Source organism: Poseidonocella pacifica (assembly GCF_900111875.1).
GTDB classification, from domain to species: domain Bacteria; phylum Pseudomonadota; class Alphaproteobacteria; order Rhodobacterales; family Rhodobacteraceae; genus Poseidonocella; species Poseidonocella pacifica.
Window position 1 is genome coordinate 35,402 of the sequence record NZ_FOJU01000001.1, and the last position, 24,798, is coordinate 60,199.

Sequence of the window (24,798 nt, forward strand, 5' to 3'; positions counted from 1 at the left end):
GAGCCTATGGCCGAGAGCAGCGTTTTTCATCGAGACCTTCATTCAAGCTTGCCGGTGGCAGTCGCGGGGGAAGGGAACTACCTTATCGACGGGGCGGGGAGGCGCTATCTTGATGCTTGCGGCGGGGCCGCGGTTTCCTGTCTCGGGCACGATCACCCCAAGGTTCGAGAGGCAATCAAGGCGCAGGTGGATCGCCTCGCCTTCGCCCATACCGGCTCCTTCACCAACCAACCTGCCGAGGATCTGGCGGCTCATCTGGTTGCCCGCGCGCCCGAGGGCACTGGCGCGGGACGCGTCATGTTTATCGGGTCCGGCTCCGAGGCCATGGAGGCCGCGCTCAAGCTTGCCCGGCAATACTGCGTTGAGAACGGAGAGCCAGAGCGCTCTCGTATCATCGCTCGAAAACCAAGCTACCACGGAAATACTCTGGGTGCGCTGGCGACAGGTGGCCACGAGGGGCGGCGCGCGCCCTTCGCGCCCTTGCTGATAGATGTCAGCCACATCGACGCGCCTTATCCCTATCGGTTGAAGCATAAAGATGAGAGCGAAGAGGGCTTCGCGCGCCGGATGGCAGATCTGCTCGAAGCGGAGATACTCCGGTTGGACCCGGCAACCGTGATGGCCTTCGTTGCCGAACCCGTCGTGGGCGCATCCTTGGGCACCCAGCCCGCGCCAAAAGGGTATTTCAAGCGCGTGCGCGAGATCTGCGACCAATATGGGGTGCTTTTTATCGCGGACGAGGTCATGAGCGGGATGGGCCGCACTGGTACGACGTACGCCTTGGAGCAGGAAGGGATTGCCGCGGACCTGACCACCATGGCCAAGGGGCTGGGGGCGGGATATCAGCCGATTGCCGCGGTGCTGGCGTCTGGTAAAGTGGTTGATGTTATCAAGGCAGGCAGCGGTAGGCTTTGGAACGGACATACCTATATGTCCCATGCCATCGCCACGGCAGGGGCGCTGGCGGTACAGCATGTCATCGACGAAGAGAACCTCCTGAGCAATGTCGTCGCGCGCGGGAAGCAGCTTGCGTCGACCTTGGAAGCCGCGTTCGGGCAACACCCCCATGCGGGTGATATCCGCGGGCGTGGGTTGTTCTGGACCATCGAACTGGTCGCCGACCGTGGCACCAAGGCTCCGTTTGACGTGGCCGAGGGCATCGCCGCGAAAATCGGCGCTGCTGCCAGGGCGCGGAATGTGATGACTTACCCCTCCCAAGGTTGTGCGGATGGCACCCATGGGGATCACGTGCTTTTGGCCCCGTCGTATACGTCAATCCCGGAGGAGATCGACCTGATCGTCGAGACGCTCGCGGCGGCCGTGGACGACGTTCTGGGGGGATAGAATGGCACGCAAGACGATCCTCACGGCGGCGATAACCGGTAACCTGATGACCCCGGAGATCAGCCCCAATCTGCCGATCACGCCGGAGCAAATTGCCCGTCAGGCACTGGATGCCGCCGCAGCTGGTGCGGCAATTGTCCACCTGCATGTGCGCGATCCTGAGACGGCCAAGGGGTCCATGCGGCTTGATCTCTATTCAGAATTGGTGGACCGCATTCGGGCGGAGAATGCCGAGGTCCTCTTGAATCTTACCACCGGTGAAGGCGGGCGGTTCGTCCCTTCGGATGCAGACCCACAGATAGCTGCTGAGGGATCGACCCTTTGCTCGCCGGAAAAACGGGTGGCCCATGTAGAGGCGCTGCGACCGGATATCTGCACGCTGGATTTCAATACCATGTGGTCAGGGCAGGCATCGGTCATCAATTCGCCGCGCAATCTCGAGATCATGGCAAACCGGATTTACGGTGCCGGCGTCACGCCAGAGATCGAGATCTTCGACAGCGGCGATCTGCACATGGTGAAGGATTTCGTCTCGCGGGGTATTCTGCAAACCCCGCTGATGGTCCAGATGGTGCTCGGGGTTCGGTTTGGTGCAGTCGCCAATCCAGCCACCATGGCTTATCTGGCAAGTCAATTGCCAACCGGGACACAATGGGCTGCGTTCGGCATAGGTCGTGCGGCGTTTCCGATGCTGGCGCAGGCATGGTTGTTGGGCGGGCATGTCCGTATCGGCATGGAGGATACGGCCTATGTCAGCAAGGGATGTCATTGCGAAAACAACGCGCAGTTGGTGACGAAAGCCGCGCGGATTATCGATGATCTGGGTGGTGAGTTGGCTGATCCGGATGACGCGCGCGCCATTCTGGGGATAGCGGGATGAGCTTAGCCGCCCTGATGCCCCAAGGCACGGGAGATTTCCTGCGCCGCGGTCTGGGCGAGGGGCAGATAGAAGCTTTCCATGCGATCGAAATCAAATCCGCTGTCCGGTCCCGACAGGTTCACGCACGCCACGATCCCGCCCGAGTGGTCCCGCACAGGCACCGCGACGCTCGATCCGCCCGGCTCCCGGAAGCCGCGCGAAATGACAAACCCTGTCTCACGCACCTCTGTCACCCGCGCGATGAGGCTTGCCGGATCCATCGGCGTATGGTCGGTGAAACGATGCCAGTTCTGGTGCGCGGCAAAGACCCGGAGTTCGTCTTCGTCCAGATTTCCCAGCAGGCACCAGCCAATCGCGGAGGCATAGGCCTGCGTGCGCGTCCCGGTGCGCATGTTCGAGACATAACCCGACCGCGCCTGATGGCTGACGAGATACAGCACGTCGTCGCCTTCGAGGACACTCAGGTGCGTGGATACGCCCGTTTCGTCGCGCAGATTTGCGAGAATGGGCCGCGCAATGGCCGTGATGGGTTGCTGGTTCAGGTAGGCGAAGCCGAGGTTCAGAACGCGCGCGCCAAGGGTGAATGTGTTGGCCTGTTCGGCCTCGCGGATGAATTCCATCTGTCTCAGTGTATAGACGAGACGAAAGGCAGAGGAACGGCTCAATTCCATCGCGCGGGCGATGTCGCTCAGGGACATCGGCGTTTCGGCGGCGCCCAGAATTTCCAGAACGCGCAAACCCCGAAACAGTCCGGGGACGAAATAGACATCGTGGTTGGACGCTTTGGCCATGGGCGGTCGAATTCCGTGTTGCGATTGGGTGTGTTTAATATGCAAAACATAGCGAAGACAATGGAGGACAGGCGATGAGCGAACTGACATCCAACCTTTTGCCCGCCACCAACGAAGATACCTGCGGGCCATACTTCCCGATTTATTTCGCCGATCCCGCGTTGGAGGATCTGACCCGCTTCGATCCAGGTGTCGTGGGGCAGGCGGCCGGGACACCGATCATCCTGCGCGGGCGAGTGCTGGACCGGCACGGCGACCTCGCGAACGGTGCGCTTCTGGAGTTTTGGCAAGCCAACGCGAAGGGTGTCTATCGTACCCCTGCAACCGAAGGGGAGGATGATGTTGACCCGTGGTTTCATGGCTACGGGCGCTTGCGAACGGCATCGGGGGCCTATGGGTACCGCACGATCCTGCCGGGCGCTGCGCCGGGGCGTGCGCCCAATATCACACTTACGATCTTTTCGGATGGGATAAATCGGATCGTGACGCAAATCTTCTTCGAGGGTCAGACAGGCAATGACACCGATCCCGTCTTGCTATCGGTTGGCGCCGAGGCACCGAAGTTGATCGCCAAGCATGACGGGCGCACCGCGGGCGGGTGCGAGGTGTATCTTTTCGATGTCGTTATGGCCGGTCCCGGCGAAACCCCCTTCTTCGATGATCTGGAGAGTTGAGACATGGGCAAGCATGGACGTGTTTTGGGCATTGGCCCCACCGACAATACCTCTGATCAACGCACCCCGCGCCAGCCTCTTCGGCTGATCCCGGAGGTCGCGCGCAGCAGTTTCGTGCCAGTAGTGCCCGCGCGCTATGTGACGAACCCACATGAGTGGGACATGACCCGAACGGCCCCGGATCGGCCCCGCGCCGACGGGGTTCCGATCGAGGTGACGGGGCGGGTATGTACGGCCTCTGGGCGCCCGGTGCCAAATGCCTTGTTGGAGATATGGAGCGCCAACCTCTACGGGCGCTATCGGCATATCGAAGATCACTCCGGTCTGCGGTTGGATGAGAACCACCTTGGTATGGGGCGCGTTCTGACCGATGACGAGGGGCGTTATCGGTTCTGGGCGATCAGTCCGGGCGCGTATCTTGCAAGGCCGGATATCGGGCGATGGCGCCCCAAGCATATCCACATGTCGATCAGTGGCGGCGCGTCGCGGATGATCACGCAAATGTACTTCCCGGATGAGCCAAACAACGCAAGCGATCCGATGGCGATCCTGATGGGAGATGCCTTTGAGCGCAACATCGGCAAACCGCGCGATCCGGGCGGGACGGATGTCGAGGAGGGTTACGACTTTGACATCGTGATCGGTGGCCGCAACGCGACATTTTTTGAGTAGGACAAAGATACGAAGAGAGCGTCGATATCAGATAGGGCGGGGGCGAACGATCTTCGCCGTCTACAAGTGCGCACTCTATTATTGGACGATAAATCGAACCCATAGATATTAAATGACTGATATAAATTCATAAAAAATGGTCATTGACTTAACTATTATGTTTTCGGATTATCTGTTTGGGGTGGGAGGTTGCGATGATTCTTGATCATACATCCGTCGCGATTACGGGGGCGGGAAGTGGACTTGGCGCCGCCACAGCGCGCCGTTTTGCCGACGCCGGGGCTGTTGTCGCCTGCCTTGACCTGAGCCCCGACGCGGCGCAGCGAACCGCGGATGACATAGGTGGATCTGCACACGCCGTTGACGTCTCTGACCGCGAGGGTGTTGAGCGCGTTTTCCGTGAAATCGAGGCGGCGCAAGGGGCGCCCAGAGTTGTCGTCAATTGCGCAGGTATCGGCACGGCGGCGCGCATCTTGCCGCGTGACGGCAGCCTGAGCATCGACAGTTTCGAACAGGCGCTGCGCGTCAATCTGCTTGGTACCTATACCGTCATGAATATCGCGGCGCGGGCCATGGCCGCTGCGGACCCGATCGGGCCGGACAATGCGCGGGGCGTGATCATCAATACCGCGTCAGTGGCGTTTGAGGACGGACAGATCGGGCAGGCGGCCTATGCCGCATCGAAAGGCGGCATCGTCTCGATGACCTTGCCGGCCGCGCGCGAACTCGCTCGGTTCGGCATTCGCGTGATGGCGATTGCCCCGGGTCTGTTTGAAACCTCGATGAGCGCGGGGCTTCCCGACGATATCCGGGCGGATATCTTGCGCGCCGTTCCCTATCCCTCCCGAATGGGAGATGCCGATGAATATGCCCAGCTTGCGCAGAGCATAGTGGAAAACCCAATGCTGAACGGGACGGTGATACGTCTCGATGCCGCCGCGCGCATGCCGATCAAGTAAGGATACCGATGTGACTCTGCCCGAAGCCACAGACACCGTTTTGCAAATCGACATTGATGGCCCCGTCGCGACATTGACGATGAGCAGGCCGGCCAAGCGGAACGCGATGTGCGACGAGTTGCTTGACGGCATTGACGCCTTCTTTTCCAACCCACCAGAAGGCGTCCGCGTGGTGATCCTGACGGGCACGGCGGGGCATTTCTGTTCGGGGCTCGATTTGTCAGAGCATGTCGCCCGCGATGCGGAAGGCACGATGCGCCATTCACGCAACTGGCACCGCGTGATGGATCTGATCCAGTTGTCCGGGCTTCCCGTCGTCTCCGCGATGTTCGGCGCGGTCATAGGAGGCGGGCTGGAACTCGCGGCATCGACACATGTCCGTATCGCAGAGCCCAGTTGCATCTTTCAGCTTCCCGAGGGGCGGCGCGGCATTTTCGTTGGAGGTGGCGCGACGGTGAGGGTCGGCCGTATCCTTGGCGCCGACCGGATGTGCGAGATGATGCTCACCGGTCGCAAGTTCGGAACCGAGGAGGGGCTTGCCATGGGTCTCACGCATTATTCGGTCGGTGAGGGGGAAGCTTTGCCGAAGGCCCGCGAACTGGCCCAAGGCATCGCACGGAATGCGACGCTGTCCAACTACATGATGATTCAGGCGATCAGTCGGATTTCGGACATGTCGCGGAGCGATGGTCTCTTTACGGAAAGCCTTGCCGCAGCGGTTTCACAGACCAGCGCGGACGCCGAGGAGGGGCTCAAGGCATTTCTCGAGAAACGGAAACCTGTCTTTCGATAGTCCAAAGAGAAGACAGGCAAAAACGTCATTTTAGGGAGGAAACCAAATGACACACATGACCCGCCGTACGGCGCTCGCCTCGATGGGCGCGGCGCTCGCGACACCAGCATTGGTCTCACGGGCATCCGCTGCTGAAGTCACGCTGCGCTTGCATCACTTCCTGCCACCGGTGGCACCGATGCATACGAGCTTCTTCGAAGTGTGGGCCGCCGAACTGGCCGAAGCGTCCGAAGGTGCCATCGAGGTACAGATTTTTCCGGCGATGCAGCTGGGCGGCAAGCCGCCCCAGCTCGCGGATCAGGTGCGCAACGGGATCTGCGACATTGCCTGGACCTTGCCGGTCTATACACCCGATCGCTTTCCTGTCGCGGAGACGATGTCGAACCCGTTCATGGTGACGAATGCGGAAAAGACCTCCGTTGCCTTGCATAACCTGATGGATGAGTTCGGCGGAGATGAATACCGCGGGATGAAACCTTTGGCGTATCACACGCATGATGGTGGCAAACTGCACACACGCGATGCGCCCGTGCTCAGCGCGGCCGACCTTCAGGGGCTGAAACTCCGTGCGCCGAACCAGTCGACAGGCGATATGTTGGCCGGATTCGGGGCAGAGGTGGTCTTCTTCCCGGTTACGGAAATGGTGGTCGGGCTGTCCAGCGGCGTGATCGACGGGTGCTGCCTGCCATACGAAGTGGTGCCGGCCTTCAAATTGCAGGAACTGACATCCTTTACCTCGGAACCGGCAGCGGGCGCGCGCGGGCTCTATGCCAACTCGTTCTCCCTGCTGATGAACGAGGCAAGATACGAAGGGCTTTCGGATGATCTGCGCGGCGTGATTGACGCGGCGTCGGGGATCGAGCTTTCGCGCCGGATCGGCAAGCAGTTCGATGGTTTCGAAGCCTTTGGCCGGGGCGTTGTCGAAAAGCACGGCAACACAATCGAGGAGATCCCGGTGGAGGAGATCAATCGCTGGCGCGAGGCGGCATCGCCGGTGCACGAAGCCTGGATTGCCAAGTTGAACGACCGCGGGCACGATGGTGCGGCGATCATGGCGCGAGCCAACGAACTGCTCGACGCGGGCTGATCGAAAAATGTCGGAGTCATCCATTGGCAACGCAGAGGGGCTCCATGCCCCTCTGTTCCGGCTGCTTCACCGCGTATGCGTCGCTTGTGCTGCGGTCGGGGGGCTGGTCATTTTTGGCGCGGCGTTCGTGGTCACCTTTTCAATTGTTCGGAGCCTGATGGGCTTCGGGGCCGTGCGAGGGGAGTTCGAACTGGTTGAACTGGCCTGCGCGACCTGTGCCTCACTGTTCCTCCCGCTTTGCCAACTCACGAAGGGTCATGTGATGGTCGATGTCTTCACCAACTGGCTTCCCGACAGGGTGAACAGGGCCATGGATAGCATCTGGACCCTGTTGTTTGCCGCAGGTTGGGCGTTTGTCTGCTGGCGGCTTCTGCATGGCCTCTCCGAGATGCACGGCTATGGCGACCGCACCATGCTGCTGCGCGCGCCTGTCTGGTGGGTCTACGTACCCGCGGTGATCGGCACAGGGCTGTCGGCGTTCGTCGCCACGGCGCAGGGGGTCACGGCTCTCCTGCCTCGCCGCCCGCAAACGGAAGGTGTGTGATGGATCCCTTCACGTTTTCGCTCGTGTTGATCGCGGGCCTGTTTGTTCTGATCTTCATGCGTATGCCCATTGCCCTGGCCATGGCGATCGCCGGGATCATTGGCTATGTGCACCTCAGCTCTTTTGCCGGCCTCAAGGCGTATCTAAGCACGGCTTGGGTGGACAAGTTCATGTCTTACGATTTCGCCGTTGTGCCGCTGTTCATCCTGATGGGCCATCTGGCGACGAGATCGGGAATTTCGGCGTCAATCTTCAACGCGGCGCGCGCGTGGATCGGACATTTGCGCGGTGGGCTTGCCATGGCGGCGGTCGCTGGCTGCGCGCTCTTTGGGTCGATCTCCGGCTCCTCGCTTGCGACGGCCTCAACGATGACGCGCGTTGCCATGCCCGAAATGCGCAAACATGGGTTTTCCGGGGCACTCTCCGCAGGGTCGCTTGCTGCGGGTGGGACACTGGGAATCCTGATCCCTCCGTCGATCGTCCTCATCATTTTTGCGCTTCTGACAGAGCAGAATATCGTCAAACTTTTCCTCGCCGCGACGGTGCCGGGATTTCTCGCGGTCGTCGGCTTCATGATCGCGATTTCAATCTATGTGCGTCTCTTCCCGCACGAGGGCCCAACAAGCGAACGCGCCACGTTCCGGCAGAGGGTGCGCGCCATCGGGGAAATCTGGCATGTTCTGGTGATCTTTACCGTCGTGCTGGGCGGGATCTATGGTGGATACTTTACCCCTGCACAGGGTGCCTCGGTCGGGGTTATCCTGACGTTGGTACTGGGCAGCCTGAAGGGGGGGCTGACCCCGCGGACCGTTCTTGAAAGTCTGATCGACACGGCAGGAACAAGCGCGATGATCTTTGCGATCGTGTTCGGCGCGGATCTGTTCAACGTGGCCCTGGCACTTAGCCGGATGCCTATGGACGTCGCCCAGTATTTCGCGGCATCCGATATCGCCCCGATGGTGGTTTTGCTCGCGATCGTGCTGTTCTACCTCGTGATGGGGTGCCTCATGGACAGCCTTTCGATGATCCTTCTGACCGTTCCTGTCTTCTTTCCCACGATCATGGCGCTCGATTTTGGCCTCCTGCCCGAACAGCAAGCCATGTGGTTCGGGATCATCGCGCTGGTCGTGGTCGAAATGGGGCTGATCACGCCGCCGGTCGGGATGAACCTCTTCGTCATCTCAGCGATGGCGAGGGATATCCCGATGACACAGATATTCCGTGGCACGCTGCCGTTCATTCTGGCCGAATTTTCCCGCATCGCGATCCTGATCACCTTTCCGGCCCTGAGCTATTGGCTGGTCGATCTTGTGATGAATTGAGGACGAAAGAGGATGGTTGAAAAGTCTTCGAGCACAGAGATCACGGCAGCTAGAAGGGAGCCCAGCGATGCGCTTCTGCGACAGTTCGCCGGTTACCGGATGAAGCGCGCATACCTTCTGATCCAAGAGGATATGGCAAGAACGCTCTCGCCATTTGGTCTGCGGACGGGGACGTTCTCGGCGCTCGCGGTGGTGATCGACAGCCCCGGTATCTCACAGACGGAGTTGTCGCATCTGCTCAATATCAAACGCTCCGGCGTGGTGGTCGTGGTGGACGAATTGGAACGCGCCGGGGTGCTCCGGCGCAAACCCGTCAAAGGAGACCGTAGAACCAACGCACTCACCGTTACGGCGGCGGGTCGCCGTCTCTGGGGCAAGGTTGAGAAGGCGGTACAGGAACACGAAGCCGCGATCCTGAGTGATCTCAATGAGGTCGAGATCGCGCAGCTCCGTGATTTGCTTGGCCGGGTGAGCAAAACCTCCGGCACCGATTTGGAGAGAGAACATTGATCGATAGTCAAACAGGTCTCGACCTCGTACCCCACTCGGTGAGCTTGACGCGCCGGAAGAGCGATCTGATCCTGACCTCTCAGGTACCGCTTGCTCCGGTGGTGGAACGTACCGCGGACTGGTTGCATCATTCGGCGGAACAGACCCCGGATAATGTGTTTTTGTCCGAGCGCGCAGAAGCGGGCTGGCGGGATGTCACCTTCGCGCAGGCCTTGAGGATGGTTCGTGCCATTGCCACGTCGCTCGGCGCGCGCGGCATGGGGCCGCAAACCCCAATCGTGATCTTGTCAGGGAATTCCATCAATCACGCTCTGCTGTCCTTCGGCGCGCAATACGCCGGCGTGCCGACTGTTCCGCTGGCCGAGCAATACTCGCTTATCCCCGAGGCCCACGGGCGGCTGACCTATGTGCTGGAAAAGGTGCGCCCGGTCATGGCCTATGCGGAGGATGCCGCCCTCTACGCAGGGGCATTGGCGTTGCCGCAACTCCGCGGTGTCGAGATTGTTGCAACGCACCTCGACGGTGCGCAGGGCGCGGCGACGTCGTTCGCCAGCCTGCTGGAAGGTGACAAGGGCCAGAATGCGGATGCCCTGCTCGCCTCCACAGGGCCGGATACCGTGGCCAAGGTTCTGTTCACCTCGGGGTCCTCCTCCGATCCCAAGGGGGTATTGACCACCCAGCGAATGATGTGCGCGAACCAGATGCAAATGGCGTCCGTCTTGCCGTTCCTGAGGGACCGCGCGCCGCGTATCTGTGATTGGCTGCCGTGGAACCATGTTTTCGGCGGGTCGCATAACGTCAACATGATGCTCGCTCATGGGGGAACACTCGTCATTGACGATGGCAAGCCCACCAAGAAACATTTCGAGCGAACCGTGCGCAATGTCATCGAACGGCCGGGAACCTTGTCTTTCAACGTCCCCGTCGGGTTTTCCATGTTGGTCCATGAGATGGAGAGCAATCTCGCCCTGCGCGAAGCGTATTTCGGTGATCTCGATATGATCTTTTATGCCGGGGCGTCATTGCCGCAGGATGTCTGGACCCGGCTTGAGGAAATGGCTGTGGAGGTCCGAGGCCGATTGCCTCTGATGATTTCCAGTTGGGGGATGACCGAAACGGCACCCGCGACACTCATGGTGCATGAGCCGATCGGACGCTCCGGCGTGATCGGTGTGCCGTTGCCCGGGACGGAGATCAAATTGATCCCCGATGATGAGATGCGCTGCGAACTGCGGGTCAAAGGCCCGAATATCATGGCGGGCTATTTCGATGACCCTGAGCGGACGGCGGATGCCTTTGACGACGAAGGTTTCCTTAGAACCGGTGATGCCGTGCGATTTGTGGATGTGAACGATCCCGAGCGGGGCTTGGCTTTCGACGGGCGCGTATCCGAGGATTTCAAGCTTCTGACGGGCACATGGGTACAGGCGGGGAAGCTCCGGTTGGACGCACTCGAGGTGCTGCGGGGCTTGGTGCAGGATGTGATGATTTGCGGGCACGACCGCGATGCCGTCGGCCTTTTCATCTTTCCCCGCCCGGATCAGGTGCATGGCGATAATACCTCAGAGGGGGCTGTGATTGACCCGGTGCTTCAATCACAGATCGAATCCCGCCTGAGCGCCATGGCCGAAGCCGCGTCGGGTTCGGCAAGACGGATCTCGCGCGCAATCATTCTTGCAGAGCCGCCATCGCTCAAGGACAGCGAGATAACCGACAAGGGATCTCTCAATCCGCGCAAGATCATGGCACGGCGCGCCGCCCTGCTTGAACGGCTTTATGACAATGAAGATCCGGCTCTGATCCGGGTGTGAGGGAAACACATGGTCGATTTCGAAAATGTTCGCGCGATTGATTTTCATACCCATGCGGAGGAGGCCTGTGGCTGTCATGCCGATGACGGCTATGATGAATTGCAGAGCACCATGGCCAAGTACTTCGGCGCTCCATGGCAGCATCCACCGACGATCGACGAAACTGCGGCGCACTACCGCGAGAAGAACATCGCCGCCGTGATCTTTCCCGTCGATGCAGAGCGCGAAACCGGATATCGGCGCTATGACAATTACGAGGTGGCGGACGCCTGCGCGAAAAACTCTGACATACTCATCCCCTTCGCCTCCATCGACCCGGCCAAGGGCAAGCTTGGCGCGCGCGAGGCGCGGGACCTCGTCGAAAATCACGGGGTTCAGGGGTTCAAGTTCCATCCGACCATGCAGGGGTTTTATCCCAACGATCGGTCCGCCTACGTTCTCTATGAGGCGATTGCCGAAACCGGAAAACCGGCCTTGTTTCACACCGGACAAACCGGGGTGGGGTCGGGCATGCCCGGCGGGAATGGTATGCGTTTGAAATACTCCAACCCGATGTACATGGATGATCTGGCCGTGGATTTTCCCGACATGCCGATCATCCTCGCGCATCCATCGTTCCCATGGCAGGAAGAGGCGCTGTCGGTCGCTCAGCACAAGCCGAACGTTTACATAGATCTGTCCGGATGGTCGCCGAAGTACTTTCCGAAAATCCTCATTCAGTATGCAAACCGGATGCTGAAAAAGAAGATGCTCTTTGGGTCCGACTGGCCGATGATCGCCCCAGAGAAGTGGCTGGATGCCTTTGATCAGGCAGACTTCCGGGATGATGTTCGCCCGTTGATCCTCAAGGAGAATGCCATGCGTCTTTTGGGCGTGGCGAGTTAGGTCATGACAGCATTCGAAGCGCCCGTTGATGACATTCTGTTCTCGCTCCAGAACGTCGCCGGTGCTGACCAGTTGCCGCAATGGGACGGCGATCTTGGACCCGAGATCATAAAACACTTCGCGGCCTTCGCCGAGGGTGTGATCGCGCCGTTGAATGCTCCGGGCGACCGGCAGGGGTGCGCGCTGGAGAATGGGTATGTCCGGATGCCGGACGGCTTTGCGGAAGCGTTCGCGCAATTGAGCGCTATGGGCTGGCAGGGGCTATCCGCCCCTGAAGAGCATGGCGGCATGGCCCAGAACGCACTTGTCGCAGCGGCCGTATCCGAGATTTTTTCCGGCGCCAATCTGTCGATGCAGATGGTCTGCAATCTTGTGCCCGGCGCGATCTCCACGCTCCGCAGGTTTGGCACCGATGCACAACAGGCGGCTTGGGTTCCAAAACTCGCGGCGGGTGAGGCGCTTTCGACGATGTGCCTGACCGAACCGGGGGCGGGCTCTGATCTGTCGCGTATTCGCACCAAGGCGACGCGCTCTGGCGATGGGTGGGTTATCGACGGCGAAAAGATATTCATCTCCGGCGGCGATCAGGATCTGAGCGAAGATATCCTGCATCTGATCCTCGCCCGCACGGGCGCGACGGAAGACGGGATCAAGGGGCTATCGTTGTTTCTTGCCGGTAAGCGTGACGCTGGCGCCGCCGTTACCGTCACGCGGATCGAAGAGAAGATGGGCCTGCACGCATCACCCACGTGTCAGATGGCATTCGCTGGCTGTCCGGCGGAACTCGTCGGAGAGGAAGGCGCAGGACTGACGGCGATGTTTGTTCTGATGAACCATGCCAGATTGGACGTAAGCCTGCAGGGCGTCGCGCTTGCCGCCCGTGCGCACCGCCTTGCGAGCGCTTACGCCGCAGAACGTACGCAGGGAAGGCGGGCTGACGGAAGGGATGCAGTCTTGGCCGAGCATCCCGACGTGCGCCGCATGCTAGACGAGCAAAGGTGCCTTGAGATTGGCGCGCGGGGCATGGCGCATGTGGCATTGGTCGAAATGATGCGCGGGACGCGACCCGCGCTGGTCGAGTTTCTGACGCCGATTTGCAAGGTGTTCTGCACAGAAGCGGGGATTTCTTCGGCCAATCTCGGAATCCAGATCCTTGGCGGATATGGGTATCTGACTGAGTACGGCATGGCGCAAACTTGGGCCGATGCGCGGATCACTGCGATTTACGAAGGGGCGAATGGGATCCACGAACTGGCCATCGCGACGCGGGGGCTTCGGCAGGCGGGCGGGGCGGGTGCAGATGCCTTCGATGCGTTGATCGAAGAGCTGACCGATCATCCTGCCATATTGAACCTACGGGATATCTGGCGACAGGCGCGCGCTCGACTGCTTGAGGTGGAGGATCCGGCAGCTTTGGCCCATGACTTCGCACAGCTGAGCTGTGCGCTTTTCCACCGTGCCGTCTGCGCGCGTATCGCTGCGGTGGGCGCGACTCCAGAGTACGAAAGGCTGCTCGACTTTGCCCTGTCGCGACATTTGCCCGTGAGCTTGGCGTTGCTGGATCTGCCTGCGACGATGGCGGCCGCCTCCTGAAAATCTTGCGGCCTGACGAGGCTGACCCCGGATACCGCGGGTTACAGAATGCGGCGTCTGAGGAAGGCGGAGATGACTTCGCCGATGATCACGAGCGCAATGATCGCCAGCAGGATGGTCGCGACTTCGGGCCAGTTGAACGTGTCGATCGCCCCTTGCAGAACGATGCCGATCCCCCCCGCACCGACGAGGCCAAGCACCGTGGATTCCCGAAGGTTGATGTCCCAACGCAGGATGGCCACGGCCCAGAAGGTGGGCATGACCTGTGGGATGATGGCATAAACGATCACCTTGAAGCGTGAGGCACCGGTTGCCTCCAGGGCCTCGACAGGGCGCTTGTCGATTTCCTCGATCGCTTCGCCCAATAGCTTGCCGATAAATCCGATAGAGCGGAACATGATCGCGATGATGCCGGCGACGATGCCGGGGCCAAAGATCGCGACGAAGAGCAGTGCCCAGATGATCGTGTTGACCGAACGCGAGGTCACGAGGATCAGACGGCCAAGCCACAAGGTCCCGCGGTTGGGTGTGGTGTTCTGCGCCGAGATGTAGGCCACGGGCAGCGACAGCAATACGGCAAATGCGGTGGCGAATGTTGCTATGTTGACCGTATCCCACAGGACCTTGAGGATCGTGACGAGGTTGGTCGGGTCGGGCGGGTACATCCGTCCGAAGAGATCCCCGATCTGCTCGGGCGCGCCCCAGACCCATGCCCAGATCACCTCGATGGACGACAGGGCCCAGACGATGGCCAGCGCGCAGCCGGCCAGAGTGCCCCAGCGGGTCAGTTTCTGTCTCGGGGTAAACCGGGTCCACTCATCGCGGCCGAACTGCTGCGAAATAGAGGTCATTGGATGTGCTTTCGGACAAGACCGCTGACTGCTTCGGAGAGAAGGATCACGGCGACGATGACGATGGTGATGGCCAGCGCGAAGTCATAATCGTAACGCCCGAAGGCATTGGCGAGGGTCGCGCCGATCCCGCCTGCGCCGACAATTCCCACGACGGCAGAGGCGCGAAGATTGGAATCCAGCTGATAGATGGTCAAACCGATCTGACGCGGCATGATTTGCGGGAAGATCGCGTAGATCAACGTCGAGAGGTAAGGCGCGCCGGCGGCGCGTACCGCCTCCACCTGACCAAAGTCGATTTCCTCGATCTTCTCGGCGAGCATCTTGGCGACAAAGCCAATGGAATAGATGATGAGCGTAAGCACGCCGGCAAAGGGGCCGAAGCCCACGGCCTTGACGAAGAGGATCGCAACGATCACCGGGTGAAAGCTGCGGGCGATGATGATGATTGCCCGACCAATGTAAAAGATCGGCAAGGCCGCGACATTGCGGGCCGCCATGAAGGCAATCGGGATCGACAGGAGCGCGCCCCCGGCCGTGGCAAGAATGGCGATCTTCAGGCTTTCGAGAAAGCCGTCGATCAGAAGGCCGCTACGCTCGAAACTCGGGGGGAAAGCCCCGCCAAAGATACGCCCCGCACGGCCGATGCCCTCGGAGACGCGGCCCCAGTCAATCGGCATCGTCAGGCCGACCCAGCCGAAATAGATGATCAAGCCAAGGTAGACGGCCCAACGCAGAGCTCGATTGGCGATGAAGGGTGGCTTTTCCCAAGTGTCGCGCGGGGTGTTCATGGCGTTTCTGCCCCTTGCGTGGCGCGGTCGGCGTGCGGGCTGCCGGCATAGATCTTGTCCATCTCCGCCCCGTCCAACTTGGCAGGTTCATCGTCAAAGATGATGCGCCCATAACGCATGCCCACAATCCGATCCGTGTATTCCTTTGCCTCGGTCACGTTGTGGATGTTGATGACCACTGGCAGCTTCAACTCGCGTGCCAGATCCCGCAGCAGTCCCATGATCTGTTCGGAGGTCTTGGGGTCGAGCGATGCGGTCGGTTCGTCAGCAAGCAGGATTTCGGGTTGTTGCATCAAGGCCCGCACGACGCCAACACGCTGGCGCTCTCCACCTGAGAGTTGGTCGGCGCGGCTATTGGCGTATTGGGCGATGCCCACACGCTCCATCAACTCAAAGGCCCGCTGGATGTCCGCCTTGGGGTATCGCCTGCTGACCGCGGCCCAAGTGGAGATATACCCCAATCGCCCGGACTGGACGTTTTCCATCACTGTCAGTCGGTCCACGAGGTTGAAGCCCTGAAACACCATCCCGATCTTGCGCCGCGCCGCGCGAAGGTTCTTGCCCCGCAGCGTGGTCAGTTCGGTGCCGTTGAGGATGATGGAACCTGACGTGGGTTCCACCAACCGGTTTATACAGCGCAAAAGGGTGCTCTTGCCGGCGCCGGACGAGCCGATGATCGACACCACGCTTTCGCCCTCGATGGTCAGGTCGAGATTCTTCAGGACCGGATCGCCAGCGCCGTAGCGTTTGACGAGGTCAGTAATCTTCAGCATTAAACTGCTTTCCTTGCGGGGCCGGCCATGGGCCAGCCCCTACGAGATACTATTACTCGGCGGCCAATTACTCGGCGGCCAGTCCCTGGGGCGTATACTCGACGCCATTCGCCTTCTGGATCTGCCGAATGACGGCCCATTGATCCTTGTAGGTGATCGGGACGAACTTGCTGACGCCGGAGAATTCCTCACCCAAGGCGGTGCCGGAGAAATCGAAGCTGAAGAAAGCTTCCTTGATCTTTTCCTTCAACTCGGGCGCAAGGTCATGCGCGACCCCATAAGAGGTTGTCGGAAACGGGTCGCTTTCCCACACGATGCGAACATCGGCGGGATCGTAGAGACCGCGCTCGGCCATGCGATCCACCACTTCGGACGCGACTGGCGCAGCATCATAATCGCCAGCTACGACACCCAACATCGATTGGTCGTGGCTCCCCGAATAGCTGACTTCGTAGTCCTCATCCGGGACGACACCCAGATCGGGGAACAGCGCCCGTGGGGCAAGGTTGCCGGAATTGGAGGTGGGCGACGTATGCGCCACGCGCTTGCCTGCGAGGTCGGGCATCTCTTTGATGTCGCTATCCGCTTGTGTGTAGACCTGCAGTTTATAGCCAAACTGCCCGTCATCACTGCCCATGATCGCGAAAGGCTCTACCCCGGCCAGATTGACCGCGTAGGGCGTAGGTCCAGTGGAAAAGCCTGCGATGTGCAGGCGGCCGGAACGCATCGCCTCGACCTCGGCGGAGTTGGATTGAACGGCAAAGAACTGTACATCCTTGCCAGTTACCTCTTCGAGATGCTCGATGAAGGGGCTCCAGATGTCTTCGTAGATCGCCGGGTCTTCGACGGGCGTATAGGCAAAGACCAGCGTCGACGGGTCCTTCAATTCGGCGGGATCGGTGGGCGCATCGGCCACGAGGTCGCCATCGGCATCGCAATACATCACATCCAGCGCGCCGCGGCTTGTGCAGTCGTCCTGCGCGTATGCACCGCCCGCTGTCACGGCCAATGCCGACAGAATGCCAACGCCGAAAACCTTATCCTTGAGCATGTTCTTCCTCCCTCTTGGCTCCGCAATTTGCTCGCGGAGTTCTCGGGCTGGATACGACCATTAATGTTTTCGATTTGCAACGTGTTTGGCTTGCAACGTGTTTGACACACAGCAACTTTGGGTCAGATCCAAGGGCGGACCGGGTGCGGTACGGGCAATGCAATGGACCGTTGGTGCGCGTGGGTACTCATCGTTTGTCCGTTGATCAGTGGGGAGGCCGAACACAGCCCTGCTTCTGGTCGTTTGTCTCCGAAGCTTCGCAGCCGCTAACGGCGTGCGGTGTCTTTCGTGAGATGAGTGCCGTCGGAAAGCAAGATTTCATCCATCGGGATGTCCCAAGGCATCGGGAAGATGGAGTCGATCAGGGTCCCTGCAAATCCGACACCGATAGTCCGTGGGCGAGGCTGTAGCGCGGCAAGGGTCCGGTCGTAGTACCCACCCCCATTCCCCAGGCGATACAGCCCGCGGTCGCCGCCGACGAGGGGCGAGATGACGGTATCGGGGATTACAGGGGTGCCCTCTTCGGGCACGAGAATATTCCAGAACCCGCGCGTCATGCGGCAGCCGGGTGACCAGATGCGAAACTCCAATGGCTGAGCTTTCTCAACCACCACCGGAAGAAGGACCTGCGCCCCTGCATCATGCGCCGACGCCATCCACCGACGTAAATCAGGCTCGCCCCTGATAGGCCAATAGACCGCTATTTTCTGTCCCTGACCGGGCAGGATGATTTCCTCTAGCCCTTGGATCAGCGCGTCCGTGGCGCTGTTGCGTTGATCCAGCGGCATCTGCCTCGCCTCAAGAAGGCGCGCGCGCTCTGCCTTGCGGAACCGCGCGACATCGCGTGCAGCGGCGGGATCCACGCTCTCGCCCCCGATGATCAGGTGCTCGAAACAAGGGGATGATCCCCCGCGCGTTTCATCGGTATCACTCATCTTTGCACCCTCCCACTAGGGCGAAGCCTGCCCCGTTGGAAAGTCAGTTTCAACACATACTCCGTCAGCGAGATGATAGACGTTGATCATAGCATCGGGAGACGGTGAGATTGGGAATCTGCCGAACCGTCTCAGCTGCGATATATGGGCCGGTCTTACGCGGCGGTATGCGTGCGCCGGGAGGCCCACAACAAAGGTTGACTGGACAGAGGAGAACCAGACGTGAGTGACAAAGTCAGCAACTTGGTCGAACGCATTCATGCGCTTCAGGACGAGTTGGAAGAAGAATTCGGACGACGCAGGAGCGCCTTTGAATATCGGTTGGAAAGCGGCCGAGTCGTCTTCGAGAAAGAGGTCAGGCAGAGGCACAAGGCGCTTCAGCAAAGGCTCTCGTCATATCTGGCACAGGCCCGCCCGCTCGTTGTGCTGACGGCCCCGGTCATCTACTCGGTAATCGTGCCGCTCGTGCTGTTGGATATCTTCGTCACCGTCTATCAGGCGATCTGTTTCCCAGTTTACCGGATCGAAAAGGTGCGCCGCGCGGAATACATTTCACTCGACCGGCGGCATCTGGCGTATCTGAACGGTCTTGAGAAGTTGAACTGTGCCTATTGCGGCTATGGCAATGGCCTGTTGGCTTACGCCCGCGAAATCGCGGCGCGGACTGAACAGTATTGGTGTCCCATAAAGCATGCCAAGCACATGGCCGGACGGCACTCGCATTATCCCGACTTCGTGGAATACGGAGATGCCCATGGGTATCAGAATCGGAAGCAGGAGTTGCGCAAATCATCGGACTAGGCGGAGCGCGGCTTCGGTCCGATTCCGAGTATCTCAAACCGCGCTCGGTTCGACGAACCTCCTGCAGCCAGCGGCGATAACCGCCTCTTCGTTTGTGGGCAGTACCAGCACGTCAATCGCCGAGGCATCCATAGAAATCCGCGTTTCGTTCCGCTCATTTGCCACGTGATCGATCGCGATACCCAGCCATTCGAGCCGCGCGCAGATTGATCTGCGAACACGGGCGGAGTTTTCTCCAATGCCCGCCGTAAAGACCAGAGCATCAAGACCGCCCAGAGCAGCAACAAGCCCCGCAAGTGTGCTCGCGGCCCGATGGACGAAAAGGTCGATTGCCTCCAGCGCTTGGGGCGCGTCACTGTCCTCCAATACCTGCATATTGTTGCTGATACCGGACACGCCAAGCAAACCGGATTTTTCATACAGAAGCGTCTCGATCTCCGCCGGGCTCATTCCTTTCGATTGCAGGAGGTACAGCACGACACCCGGGTCCAGTGCGCCGCACCGACTCCCCATCATGAGGCCGTCCAGCGCGGTGAACCCCATGCTCGTGGCGACGCTTTGGCGGTTTCGCATGGCGCACATGCTCGCGCCATTCCCCAGATGGGCGACGATGATCCTCCCCTCTGCCTTTGGGCCCAGATGGTCGGGCAGCACGCCTGCGATGTAGTCATAGGAGAGACCGTGAAATCCGTACCGAATGATCCCCTCATCGCTCAAGGCGCGCGGCAGGGCGAACAATGTCGCCAAAGTATCCTGCGTTCGGTGAAACCCGGTGTCGAAACAGGCGATCTGCGGAAGGTCCGGACGCCACGCCGCAACGGCACGGACCGTCGCCAGATTGTGCGGCTGATGGAGGGGCGCCAGCGGTACAAGCCCGTCGAGTTCACTTAGGACAGTGTCATCGATACGCACCGGCTGGCTGAAGGTTTGCCCTCCATGCACGATCCTATGTCCGACGATCGCAAGCGTTCGGTTGCCAAGCTGATGCTCCAGCCAGTCCAAAAGGAAGGCCACAAGGTCTTCGTGCGTGGATGTTGGGCTGAACACTGTCGGTTGGTCCGAAACCAAAAGCATGCCGTTTGCATCACGCGCCGAGAATTCGGGCGCACGACCAATGCCGGCAATTTTGCCGGTGATGTGGGCCGTCTGCTTCGAGTCTTTTGGGGCGAAGACCGCGAATTTGAGGCTGGAGGATCCGGCATTCAGCGTAAGAATGTCGCCGGTCATATCTTGATCTCTGCCGATCGGCGGTGGACGAAAAGCTGGGCAATCGCGGCGGAAGCCAAGCGCGACATCACCCCGTCCGAGCGGCTTGTCAGTACGATTGGAATACGAGCGCCCAGCACCACGCCCGCCGCATCGGCCCCGGCGAGATAGATCAGCTGTTTAGCGATCATGTTGCCGGCCTCAAGATCCGGCACGATCAGGATATCGGCATCACCTGCCACGTCGGAGACAATACCCTTGGTCTCTGCGGCCGACTTGGAAATGGCATTGTCGAATGCAAGCGGCCCATCCAGCAGGCCGCCGGTGATTTGCCCCCGACCCGCCATCTTGCACAGGGCCGCCGCATCCACGGTCGACGGGATGGTTGGCGTGACCGTTTCCACGGCGGAGAGTATGGCCACCTTCGGAAGCGATAGGCCAAGAGCATGACCGAGGTCGATGGCGTTCTGTACGATGTCGCGTTTGGCTTGCAGATCGGGAAAGATATTGATGGCCGCATCGCTGATCAACAGCGGCTTGGGATAGTTCGGAACGTCCAGCGCGAAGACATGGCTCATGCGCCGTTCGGTGCGCAGGCCGGTCTTGCCGTCGACGACGGGTTCCAGAAGTTCGTCCGTGTGGATCTTGCCCTTCATCAGCATTCCCACCTTGCCCGCACGGGCGAGTGCGACGGATCTGTCGGCGGCGGCATGGCTATGGGGGGTATCGATGATCTCGATCCCGGTCAGGCTGCGCGCGATTTCTTCGGCGGCCGCTTCGATCTTTGCACGGGGACCGACGAGGATCGGGACAATGATGCCTTGGTCCCCCGCGTCGAGCGCGCCTTGCAGTGAAAGCGCATCGCAGGGGTGGACTACGGCCGTAGGCACCGGGGCAAGCGGGGCCGTCGCCTTGATCAACTCGCGGAATCGCGCCCCTCGTTCGTGCAGATGAACCTCCGGCAAGGTAACACGGGGGCGGCGCACTTTTTCCGTGGGCGCGATGACCAGGGCCTGACCTTCGATCACGGTTTCGCCGCTTTGGTTCAGGCAGAGACAGTCCAGAGTGACGTGATGATGCGCATCCTCCTTGCCGTTCACGGTAACCCGAACCGTGACCGTATCGCCAAGACCGACCGGGCGCCGGAAGCTCAGGTTCTGGTTGAGATAGATCGTGCCGGGACCGGGCAGTTCCGTTCCCAGCACAGCCGAGACCAACGCGCCGCCCCACATGCCGTGCGCGATCACCTTGTGAAAGATGTCGGACTTGGCAAATTCCTCATCGATATGGGCCGGGTTCACGTCCCCCGACATAACGGCGAACAGTTCGATATCCTGCGTCGTCAACGTACGGGTCAATTCCGCGCTGTCTCCGACATGGATCTCATCGAAGGTCTTGTTTTCGATGAATTGCATGGCGACATGTCCCTTTCCGGGGAGGGCTTTCAGCCCTTTGGGGTCTGTGGGGCTTCGTCAGAGTGTCGGCCCTCGATCTCTTCGGCGATATTCTCGGCCGCGCGGAACGCATCCCCGTCGGAAGCCAAGCCCTCCACATGCGCGGCATTGAGGCCGTCGATTTTGAGATCGGCGTCACCCCAAGGGTGCGTATCTATCTCCAACTCGTCCCCGTTGGCGGAGGCGGTGAACCGCTGTTCGGTCGCGCCCTTGCCCGCAGGATAGCTGAGGTCGGGTTTCCAATTCAGTTTCTTTTCACTCATCGCTTTCTTCCTTTGTTTTGGAGTGCCCCAAGGTGGGATCTCCGGTGAAACGATAGCCCCGCGTCGCGCGGCAACTCTCTGCCATTCCATCACGCGAGCACGTGATAGCCGGCGTCGACATAGGAGGTATTTCCCGTGACTTTGCGCGACATGTCACTCACGAGGCCGACAGCCATCTGCCCCACGTCATCGATGCTCACGAGACTGCGCTGAGGCGCCTGCTGGCGCGCCGCATCGATCAATTCGTCGAAATGGTCGATCCCGGATCCTGCGCGCGTCTCTAGGGGGCCGGGCGAAATGGCGTTGACCCGTATCTGTTTCGGGCCAAGCTCCGCCGCCAAGTACCGCACCGTACTTTCGAGCGCCGATTTGACCGGACCCATGATGTTGTAGTGATCAACGACCTTCTCTGCGCCATAGTAGCTCATGGTGAGGATGCTGCCGCCTTTTGGCATCAGCGGAACGGCAAGACGCGTCATGCGGATAAGGGAATGGACGGAGATATCCATGGCTTGGGCGAAACCGGCTTTTGAGCATTCGGAGACGGGGCCATGGAGATCCTCTCGGTTACAGTAGGCGACAGAGTGAACGACGAAATCGAGACCGTTCCATTCACGGGCAATCGTTTCAAAGACCGCTTCCATCTGTCCGTCGACTTCAACATCCATGGGCATGAAGATCGGTGCATTGAGTTGCGCCACCACCGGCTCGACAAAGCGTCTTGTCTTCTCCTGAGCATATGTGATCGCCAGCTCAGCCCCGGCCGCACTCATGGCCTGGGCGCAGCCTGCCGCGATGGAATGCTCATTTGCGACGCCAACGATCAATCCGCGTTTGCCTTTCAAGAGACCTTCCAGCATCGGCCTCTACTCCCGATACACATAGGTTCCGGGCGCGTCGCAGAGCGCCGGATATTCACTTGAACCGAGCGAAGGTGGGGCGGCGGGCTCGCCCGAGCGTATTGCCAGCCATTCGGCGAGGGCAGGCCACCAAGATCCCGGCACTGGCTCCGTTCCCTCGACCCAGCGGTCAGGGTCCTGATAGGGCGCATCCTTATCCTTCTCTGCGATCCGATAGTGACGATGCGGATGGCCCGGCTCGGAGACGATCCCCGCATTGTGCCCGCCGCTCGCCAGAACGAATGTCACATCCCCATCTGAGAGCAGATTGAACTTATAGACAGAGTGCCACGGGGCGACGTGGTCCCGTTCGGTGCCGACCATGAAAACAGGCGCGCGGATGTCGGAAATCGTCACTGGCCTGTCTCCGACATGGTATCGACCTTCGGCCAGGTCGTTGTTTAGGAACAGCCGCCGCAGATATTCAGAGTGCATGCGATAGGGCATCCGCGTCGCGTCCGCGTTCCATGCCATCAGATCGATCATCGGGGTCCGTTTGCCCATCAGATAGTCATGCACGATCCGCGACCAGATAAGATCATTTGATCGCAAAAGCTGAAACGCGCCCGCCATCTGGGTGGTATCGAGATAGCCTTGGTCCCACATCATGTCCTCGAGGAAGGTAAGTTGGCTTTCATTTATGAAGAGCTGCAACTCACCCGCTTCGGTGAAATCGGTCTGGGCGGCCAGTAGGGTGAGGGTTTTCAGGCGTGCGTCACCATCGCGTGCCATGGCCGCTGCGGCAATCGACAAGAGCGTCCCACCGAGGCAATAGCCGAGCGCGTGCACATCCGGTTCGCCGGTGATGCCCTCGATCGCGTCCAGCGCATCCATCACGCCCAGCGACAGGTAGTCATCCATCCCCAAGTCGCGGTCGTCCGCATCGGGGTTCTTCCACGAGATCATAAAGACCGTGAAGCCCTGACCCGTCAGGAAACGGACCAGCGAGTTCTCCTCACTCAAGTCGAGAATATAGTATTTCATGATCCACGCTGGCACGATCAGGATCGGTTCAGGGCGCACCTTGTCAGTTGTCGGCGCGTATTGGATCAGTTCGATCAGTCGATTTCGGAAGACGACCTTGCCGGCTGACGTTGCGACGTTCCGGCCAACTTCGAATTCCTCCGCGCCCACGGGCTTTTGCTTGGCTTTCGCGCGGGACACATCCTCGATGAAGTTTTGCCACCCGCGGAGCAGGTTCATGCCGCCTTGGTGGAGTGTCTGTTCGAGAATATCGGGATTGGTCAGGGGGTAGTTGGAGGGTGAAAAGACATCGAGGACCTGGCGCGCGGCGAAGGTCATCACGTCTTCATGCTGTGCCGTAACGCCCTCGACATCCGTCGTGGCGTTGTACCACCATTGTTGGTTCAGCAGAAACGCCTGATACATCAGGTTGTAGGGCCATTTCTGCCAGTTCTCGCTGCGGAAACGTTTGTCCTGCGGCAATGGGTCGATGCAGGTCTCGGTCGTTTTGGGATTGCTCGCACAGAGCGCCGCGTAATTGCCAAACCGCGCAGCCTTCTTTGCCGCCTTTTCCATGAGTTGAAGCTGCTTGCCCGGGGCAGATGCGAGGTGGAGCGCCCAATCGGCATAGGCCGCGGTAAGAGCGATCGGCGACAGCCCGGCGGTTGCCTTCGCAAGGGCGGCCTTCAGTCCCTTGTCCAGCGCTTGCTCCATTGTGGTGTGGGAGTGTGAAATCGCATGTTCTCGTGCTTCGCCGCGACCTCTCCTTGCCGAACCTGTCCGAAGGCCGGTGGTGCTGTCGCGGTGCTGCGCATTCAGCGGGTTTGCAGGTGCCATGTTTGTCATCCGCTATACCCCTCTCGAACTTTGGGTGTCCGGCACGCCGTTGAAACGAGAGTCACCGCCGCTGCGAATCCGAGGGCTGCGACGGACGGCGTGATACGTA

Annotated in this window: 25 protein-coding genes; 14 read left to right on the plus strand and 11 right to left on the minus strand. The window is 60.2% G+C overall.

Annotated elements, in window-relative coordinates; translation table 11 throughout:
* Nucleotides 1–6 precede the first annotated feature (6 nt).
* Together BM234_RS00195 and BM234_RS00200 are read left to right on the plus strand one after the other, a co-directional pair.
* Nucleotides 7–1,344, plus strand: a complete 1,338-nt coding sequence (locus tag BM234_RS00195; protein WP_092059487.1) for an aspartate aminotransferase family protein — start codon at nucleotides 7–9, stop codon at nucleotides 1,342–1,344.
* A gap of 1 nt (nucleotide 1,345) precedes the next feature.
* Nucleotides 1,346–2,224 carry a beta-keto acid cleavage family enzyme gene (locus BM234_RS00200; RefSeq protein WP_092059489.1) on the plus strand — a complete coding sequence of 293 codons (879 nt, stop codon included), beginning with the start codon at nucleotides 1,346–1,348 and terminating at the stop codon, nucleotides 2,222–2,224.
* A 2-nt stretch (nucleotides 2,225–2,226) separates the two neighbouring features.
* Here the strand turns inward: BM234_RS00200 and BM234_RS00205 are convergent, their stop codons facing one another.
* The gene (locus BM234_RS00205) at nucleotides 2,227–3,015 is read right to left on the minus strand and encodes an IclR family transcriptional regulator (protein ID WP_092059491.1); all 789 of its coding nucleotides are present in this window, start codon (nucleotides 3,013–3,015) and stop codon (nucleotides 2,227–2,229) included.
* A 74-nt stretch (nucleotides 3,016–3,089) separates the two neighbouring features.
* On the opposite strand from BM234_RS00205, the gene BM234_RS00210 reads away from it, so the two are divergent.
* The 11 genes from BM234_RS00210 (at nucleotide 3,090) to BM234_RS00260 (ending at nucleotide 13,865) form a co-directional block, all read left to right on the plus strand.
* Nucleotides 3,090–3,689 carry a dioxygenase family protein gene (locus tag BM234_RS00210; RefSeq protein ID WP_092059493.1) on the plus strand — a complete coding sequence of 200 codons (600 nt, stop codon included), beginning with the start codon at nucleotides 3,090–3,092 and terminating at the stop codon, nucleotides 3,687–3,689.
* 3 nt (nucleotides 3,690–3,692) lie between these two features.
* The gene (locus tag BM234_RS00215; protein WP_092059495.1) at nucleotides 3,693–4,361 is read left to right on the plus strand and encodes a dioxygenase family protein; all 669 of its coding nucleotides are present in this window, start codon (nucleotides 3,693–3,695) and stop codon (nucleotides 4,359–4,361) included.
* A gap of 194 nt (nucleotides 4,362–4,555) precedes the next feature.
* A complete protein-coding gene (locus BM234_RS00220) occupies nucleotides 4,556–5,320 on the plus strand; it encodes an SDR family NAD(P)-dependent oxidoreductase (protein ID WP_092059497.1) in 765 nt (254 codons plus the stop codon).
* A gap of 10 nt (nucleotides 5,321–5,330) precedes the next feature.
* Entirely contained in the window at nucleotides 5,331–6,113 is a 783-nt protein-coding gene (locus tag BM234_RS00225) for a crotonase/enoyl-CoA hydratase family protein (RefSeq protein ID WP_281247918.1), read from the plus strand.
* Nucleotides 6,114–6,159: 46 nt separating this feature from the next.
* Nucleotides 6,160–7,200: a TRAP transporter substrate-binding protein gene (locus BM234_RS00230; RefSeq protein ID WP_245752414.1), complete on the plus strand. Its 1,041-nt coding sequence runs from the start codon at nucleotides 6,160–6,162 to the stop codon at nucleotides 7,198–7,200.
* 7 nt (nucleotides 7,201–7,207) lie between these two features.
* The gene (locus BM234_RS00235) at nucleotides 7,208–7,744 is read left to right on the plus strand and encodes a TRAP transporter small permease (protein WP_092059501.1); all 537 of its coding nucleotides are present in this window, start codon (nucleotides 7,208–7,210) and stop codon (nucleotides 7,742–7,744) included.
* A complete protein-coding gene (locus BM234_RS00240) occupies nucleotides 7,744–9,066 on the plus strand; it encodes a TRAP transporter large permease (RefSeq protein ID WP_092059503.1) in 1,323 nt (440 codons plus the stop codon). Before BM234_RS00235 ends, BM234_RS00240 begins: the two co-directional genes overlap by 1 nt.
* Nucleotides 9,067–9,078: 12 nt before the next feature.
* Nucleotides 9,079–9,576: a MarR family winged helix-turn-helix transcriptional regulator gene (locus BM234_RS00245; protein ID WP_092059505.1), complete on the plus strand. Its 498-nt coding sequence runs from the start codon at nucleotides 9,079–9,081 to the stop codon at nucleotides 9,574–9,576.
* Complete coding sequence (locus BM234_RS00250) at nucleotides 9,573–11,387, plus strand: feruloyl-CoA synthase (protein ID WP_092059507.1); 1,815 nt, start codon at nucleotides 9,573–9,575, stop codon at nucleotides 11,385–11,387. The genes BM234_RS00245 and BM234_RS00250 overlap by 4 nt, the downstream gene beginning before the upstream one ends.
* Nucleotides 11,388–11,396: 9 nt before the next feature.
* Nucleotides 11,397–12,272 carry an amidohydrolase family protein gene (locus BM234_RS00255; RefSeq protein WP_092059509.1) on the plus strand — a complete coding sequence of 292 codons (876 nt, stop codon included), beginning with the start codon at nucleotides 11,397–11,399 and terminating at the stop codon, nucleotides 12,270–12,272.
* A 3-nt stretch (nucleotides 12,273–12,275) separates the two neighbouring features.
* Complete coding sequence (locus tag BM234_RS00260; protein WP_092059511.1) at nucleotides 12,276–13,865, plus strand: acyl-CoA dehydrogenase family protein; 1,590 nt, start codon at nucleotides 12,276–12,278, stop codon at nucleotides 13,863–13,865.
* Between the two features lie 41 nt (nucleotides 13,866–13,906).
* Here the strand turns inward: BM234_RS00260 and phnE (BM234_RS00265) are convergent, their stop codons facing one another.
* The 5 genes from phnE (BM234_RS00265) to BM234_RS00285 form a co-directional block, all read right to left on the minus strand.
* Nucleotides 13,907–14,716: a phosphonate ABC transporter, permease protein PhnE gene (gene phnE / locus BM234_RS00265; protein ID WP_092059513.1), complete on the minus strand. Its 810-nt coding sequence runs from the start codon at nucleotides 14,714–14,716 to the stop codon at nucleotides 13,907–13,909.
* On the minus strand, nucleotides 14,713–15,507 hold the full coding sequence (gene phnE, locus BM234_RS00270; RefSeq protein ID WP_092059515.1) for a phosphonate ABC transporter, permease protein PhnE: 795 nt from the start codon (nucleotides 15,505–15,507) through the stop codon (nucleotides 14,713–14,715). Before phnE (BM234_RS00270) ends, phnE (BM234_RS00265) begins: the two co-directional genes overlap by 4 nt.
* Entirely contained in the window at nucleotides 15,504–16,280 is a 777-nt protein-coding gene (phnC, locus tag BM234_RS00275) for a phosphonate ABC transporter ATP-binding protein (protein ID WP_092059517.1), read from the minus strand. The genes phnE (BM234_RS00270) and phnC overlap by 4 nt, the downstream gene beginning before the upstream one ends.
* Before the next feature lie 67 nt (nucleotides 16,281–16,347).
* On the minus strand, nucleotides 16,348–17,331 hold the full coding sequence (gene phnD / locus BM234_RS00280; RefSeq protein ID WP_092059519.1) for a phosphate/phosphite/phosphonate ABC transporter substrate-binding protein: 984 nt from the start codon (nucleotides 17,329–17,331) through the stop codon (nucleotides 16,348–16,350).
* A gap of 266 nt (nucleotides 17,332–17,597) precedes the next feature.
* A complete protein-coding gene (locus BM234_RS00285) occupies nucleotides 17,598–18,266 on the minus strand; it encodes a 5-formyltetrahydrofolate cyclo-ligase (protein WP_092059521.1) in 669 nt (222 codons plus the stop codon).
* 222 nt (nucleotides 18,267–18,488) lie between these two features.
* On the opposite strand from BM234_RS00285, the gene BM234_RS00290 reads away from it, so the two are divergent.
* Nucleotides 18,489–19,067: a hypothetical protein gene (locus BM234_RS00290; RefSeq protein ID WP_092059523.1), complete on the plus strand. Its 579-nt coding sequence runs from the start codon at nucleotides 18,489–18,491 to the stop codon at nucleotides 19,065–19,067.
* Nucleotides 19,068–19,100: 33 nt separating this feature from the next.
* Here the strand turns inward: BM234_RS00290 and BM234_RS00295 are convergent, their stop codons facing one another.
* The 5 genes from BM234_RS00295 to BM234_RS00315 all read right to left on the minus strand — a co-directional run bounded on the left by BM234_RS00295 (nucleotide 19,101) and on the right by BM234_RS00315 (nucleotide 24,689).
* On the minus strand, nucleotides 19,101–20,294 hold the full coding sequence (locus BM234_RS00295; RefSeq protein WP_092059525.1) for an acetate/propionate family kinase: 1,194 nt from the start codon (nucleotides 20,292–20,294) through the stop codon (nucleotides 19,101–19,103).
* Nucleotides 20,291–21,688: a bifunctional enoyl-CoA hydratase/phosphate acetyltransferase gene (locus BM234_RS00300; protein ID WP_092059527.1), complete on the minus strand. Its 1,398-nt coding sequence runs from the start codon at nucleotides 21,686–21,688 to the stop codon at nucleotides 20,291–20,293. Before BM234_RS00300 ends, BM234_RS00295 begins: the two co-directional genes overlap by 4 nt.
* A 29-nt stretch (nucleotides 21,689–21,717) precedes the next feature.
* A complete protein-coding gene (locus tag BM234_RS00305; protein WP_092059529.1) occupies nucleotides 21,718–21,990 on the minus strand; it encodes a hypothetical protein in 273 nt (90 codons plus the stop codon).
* A gap of 89 nt (nucleotides 21,991–22,079) precedes the next feature.
* Nucleotides 22,080–22,850, minus strand: coding sequence for an enoyl-ACP reductase FabI (fabI, locus tag BM234_RS00310; RefSeq protein WP_092059531.1), 771 nt, complete (start codon nucleotides 22,848–22,850; stop codon nucleotides 22,080–22,082).
* Nucleotides 22,851–22,856: 6 nt separating this feature from the next.
* Nucleotides 22,857–24,689 carry a PHA/PHB synthase family protein gene (locus tag BM234_RS00315; protein WP_217645931.1) on the minus strand — a complete coding sequence of 611 codons (1,833 nt, stop codon included), beginning with the start codon at nucleotides 24,687–24,689 and terminating at the stop codon, nucleotides 22,857–22,859.
* Between the last annotated feature and the right edge of the window lie 109 nt (nucleotides 24,690–24,798).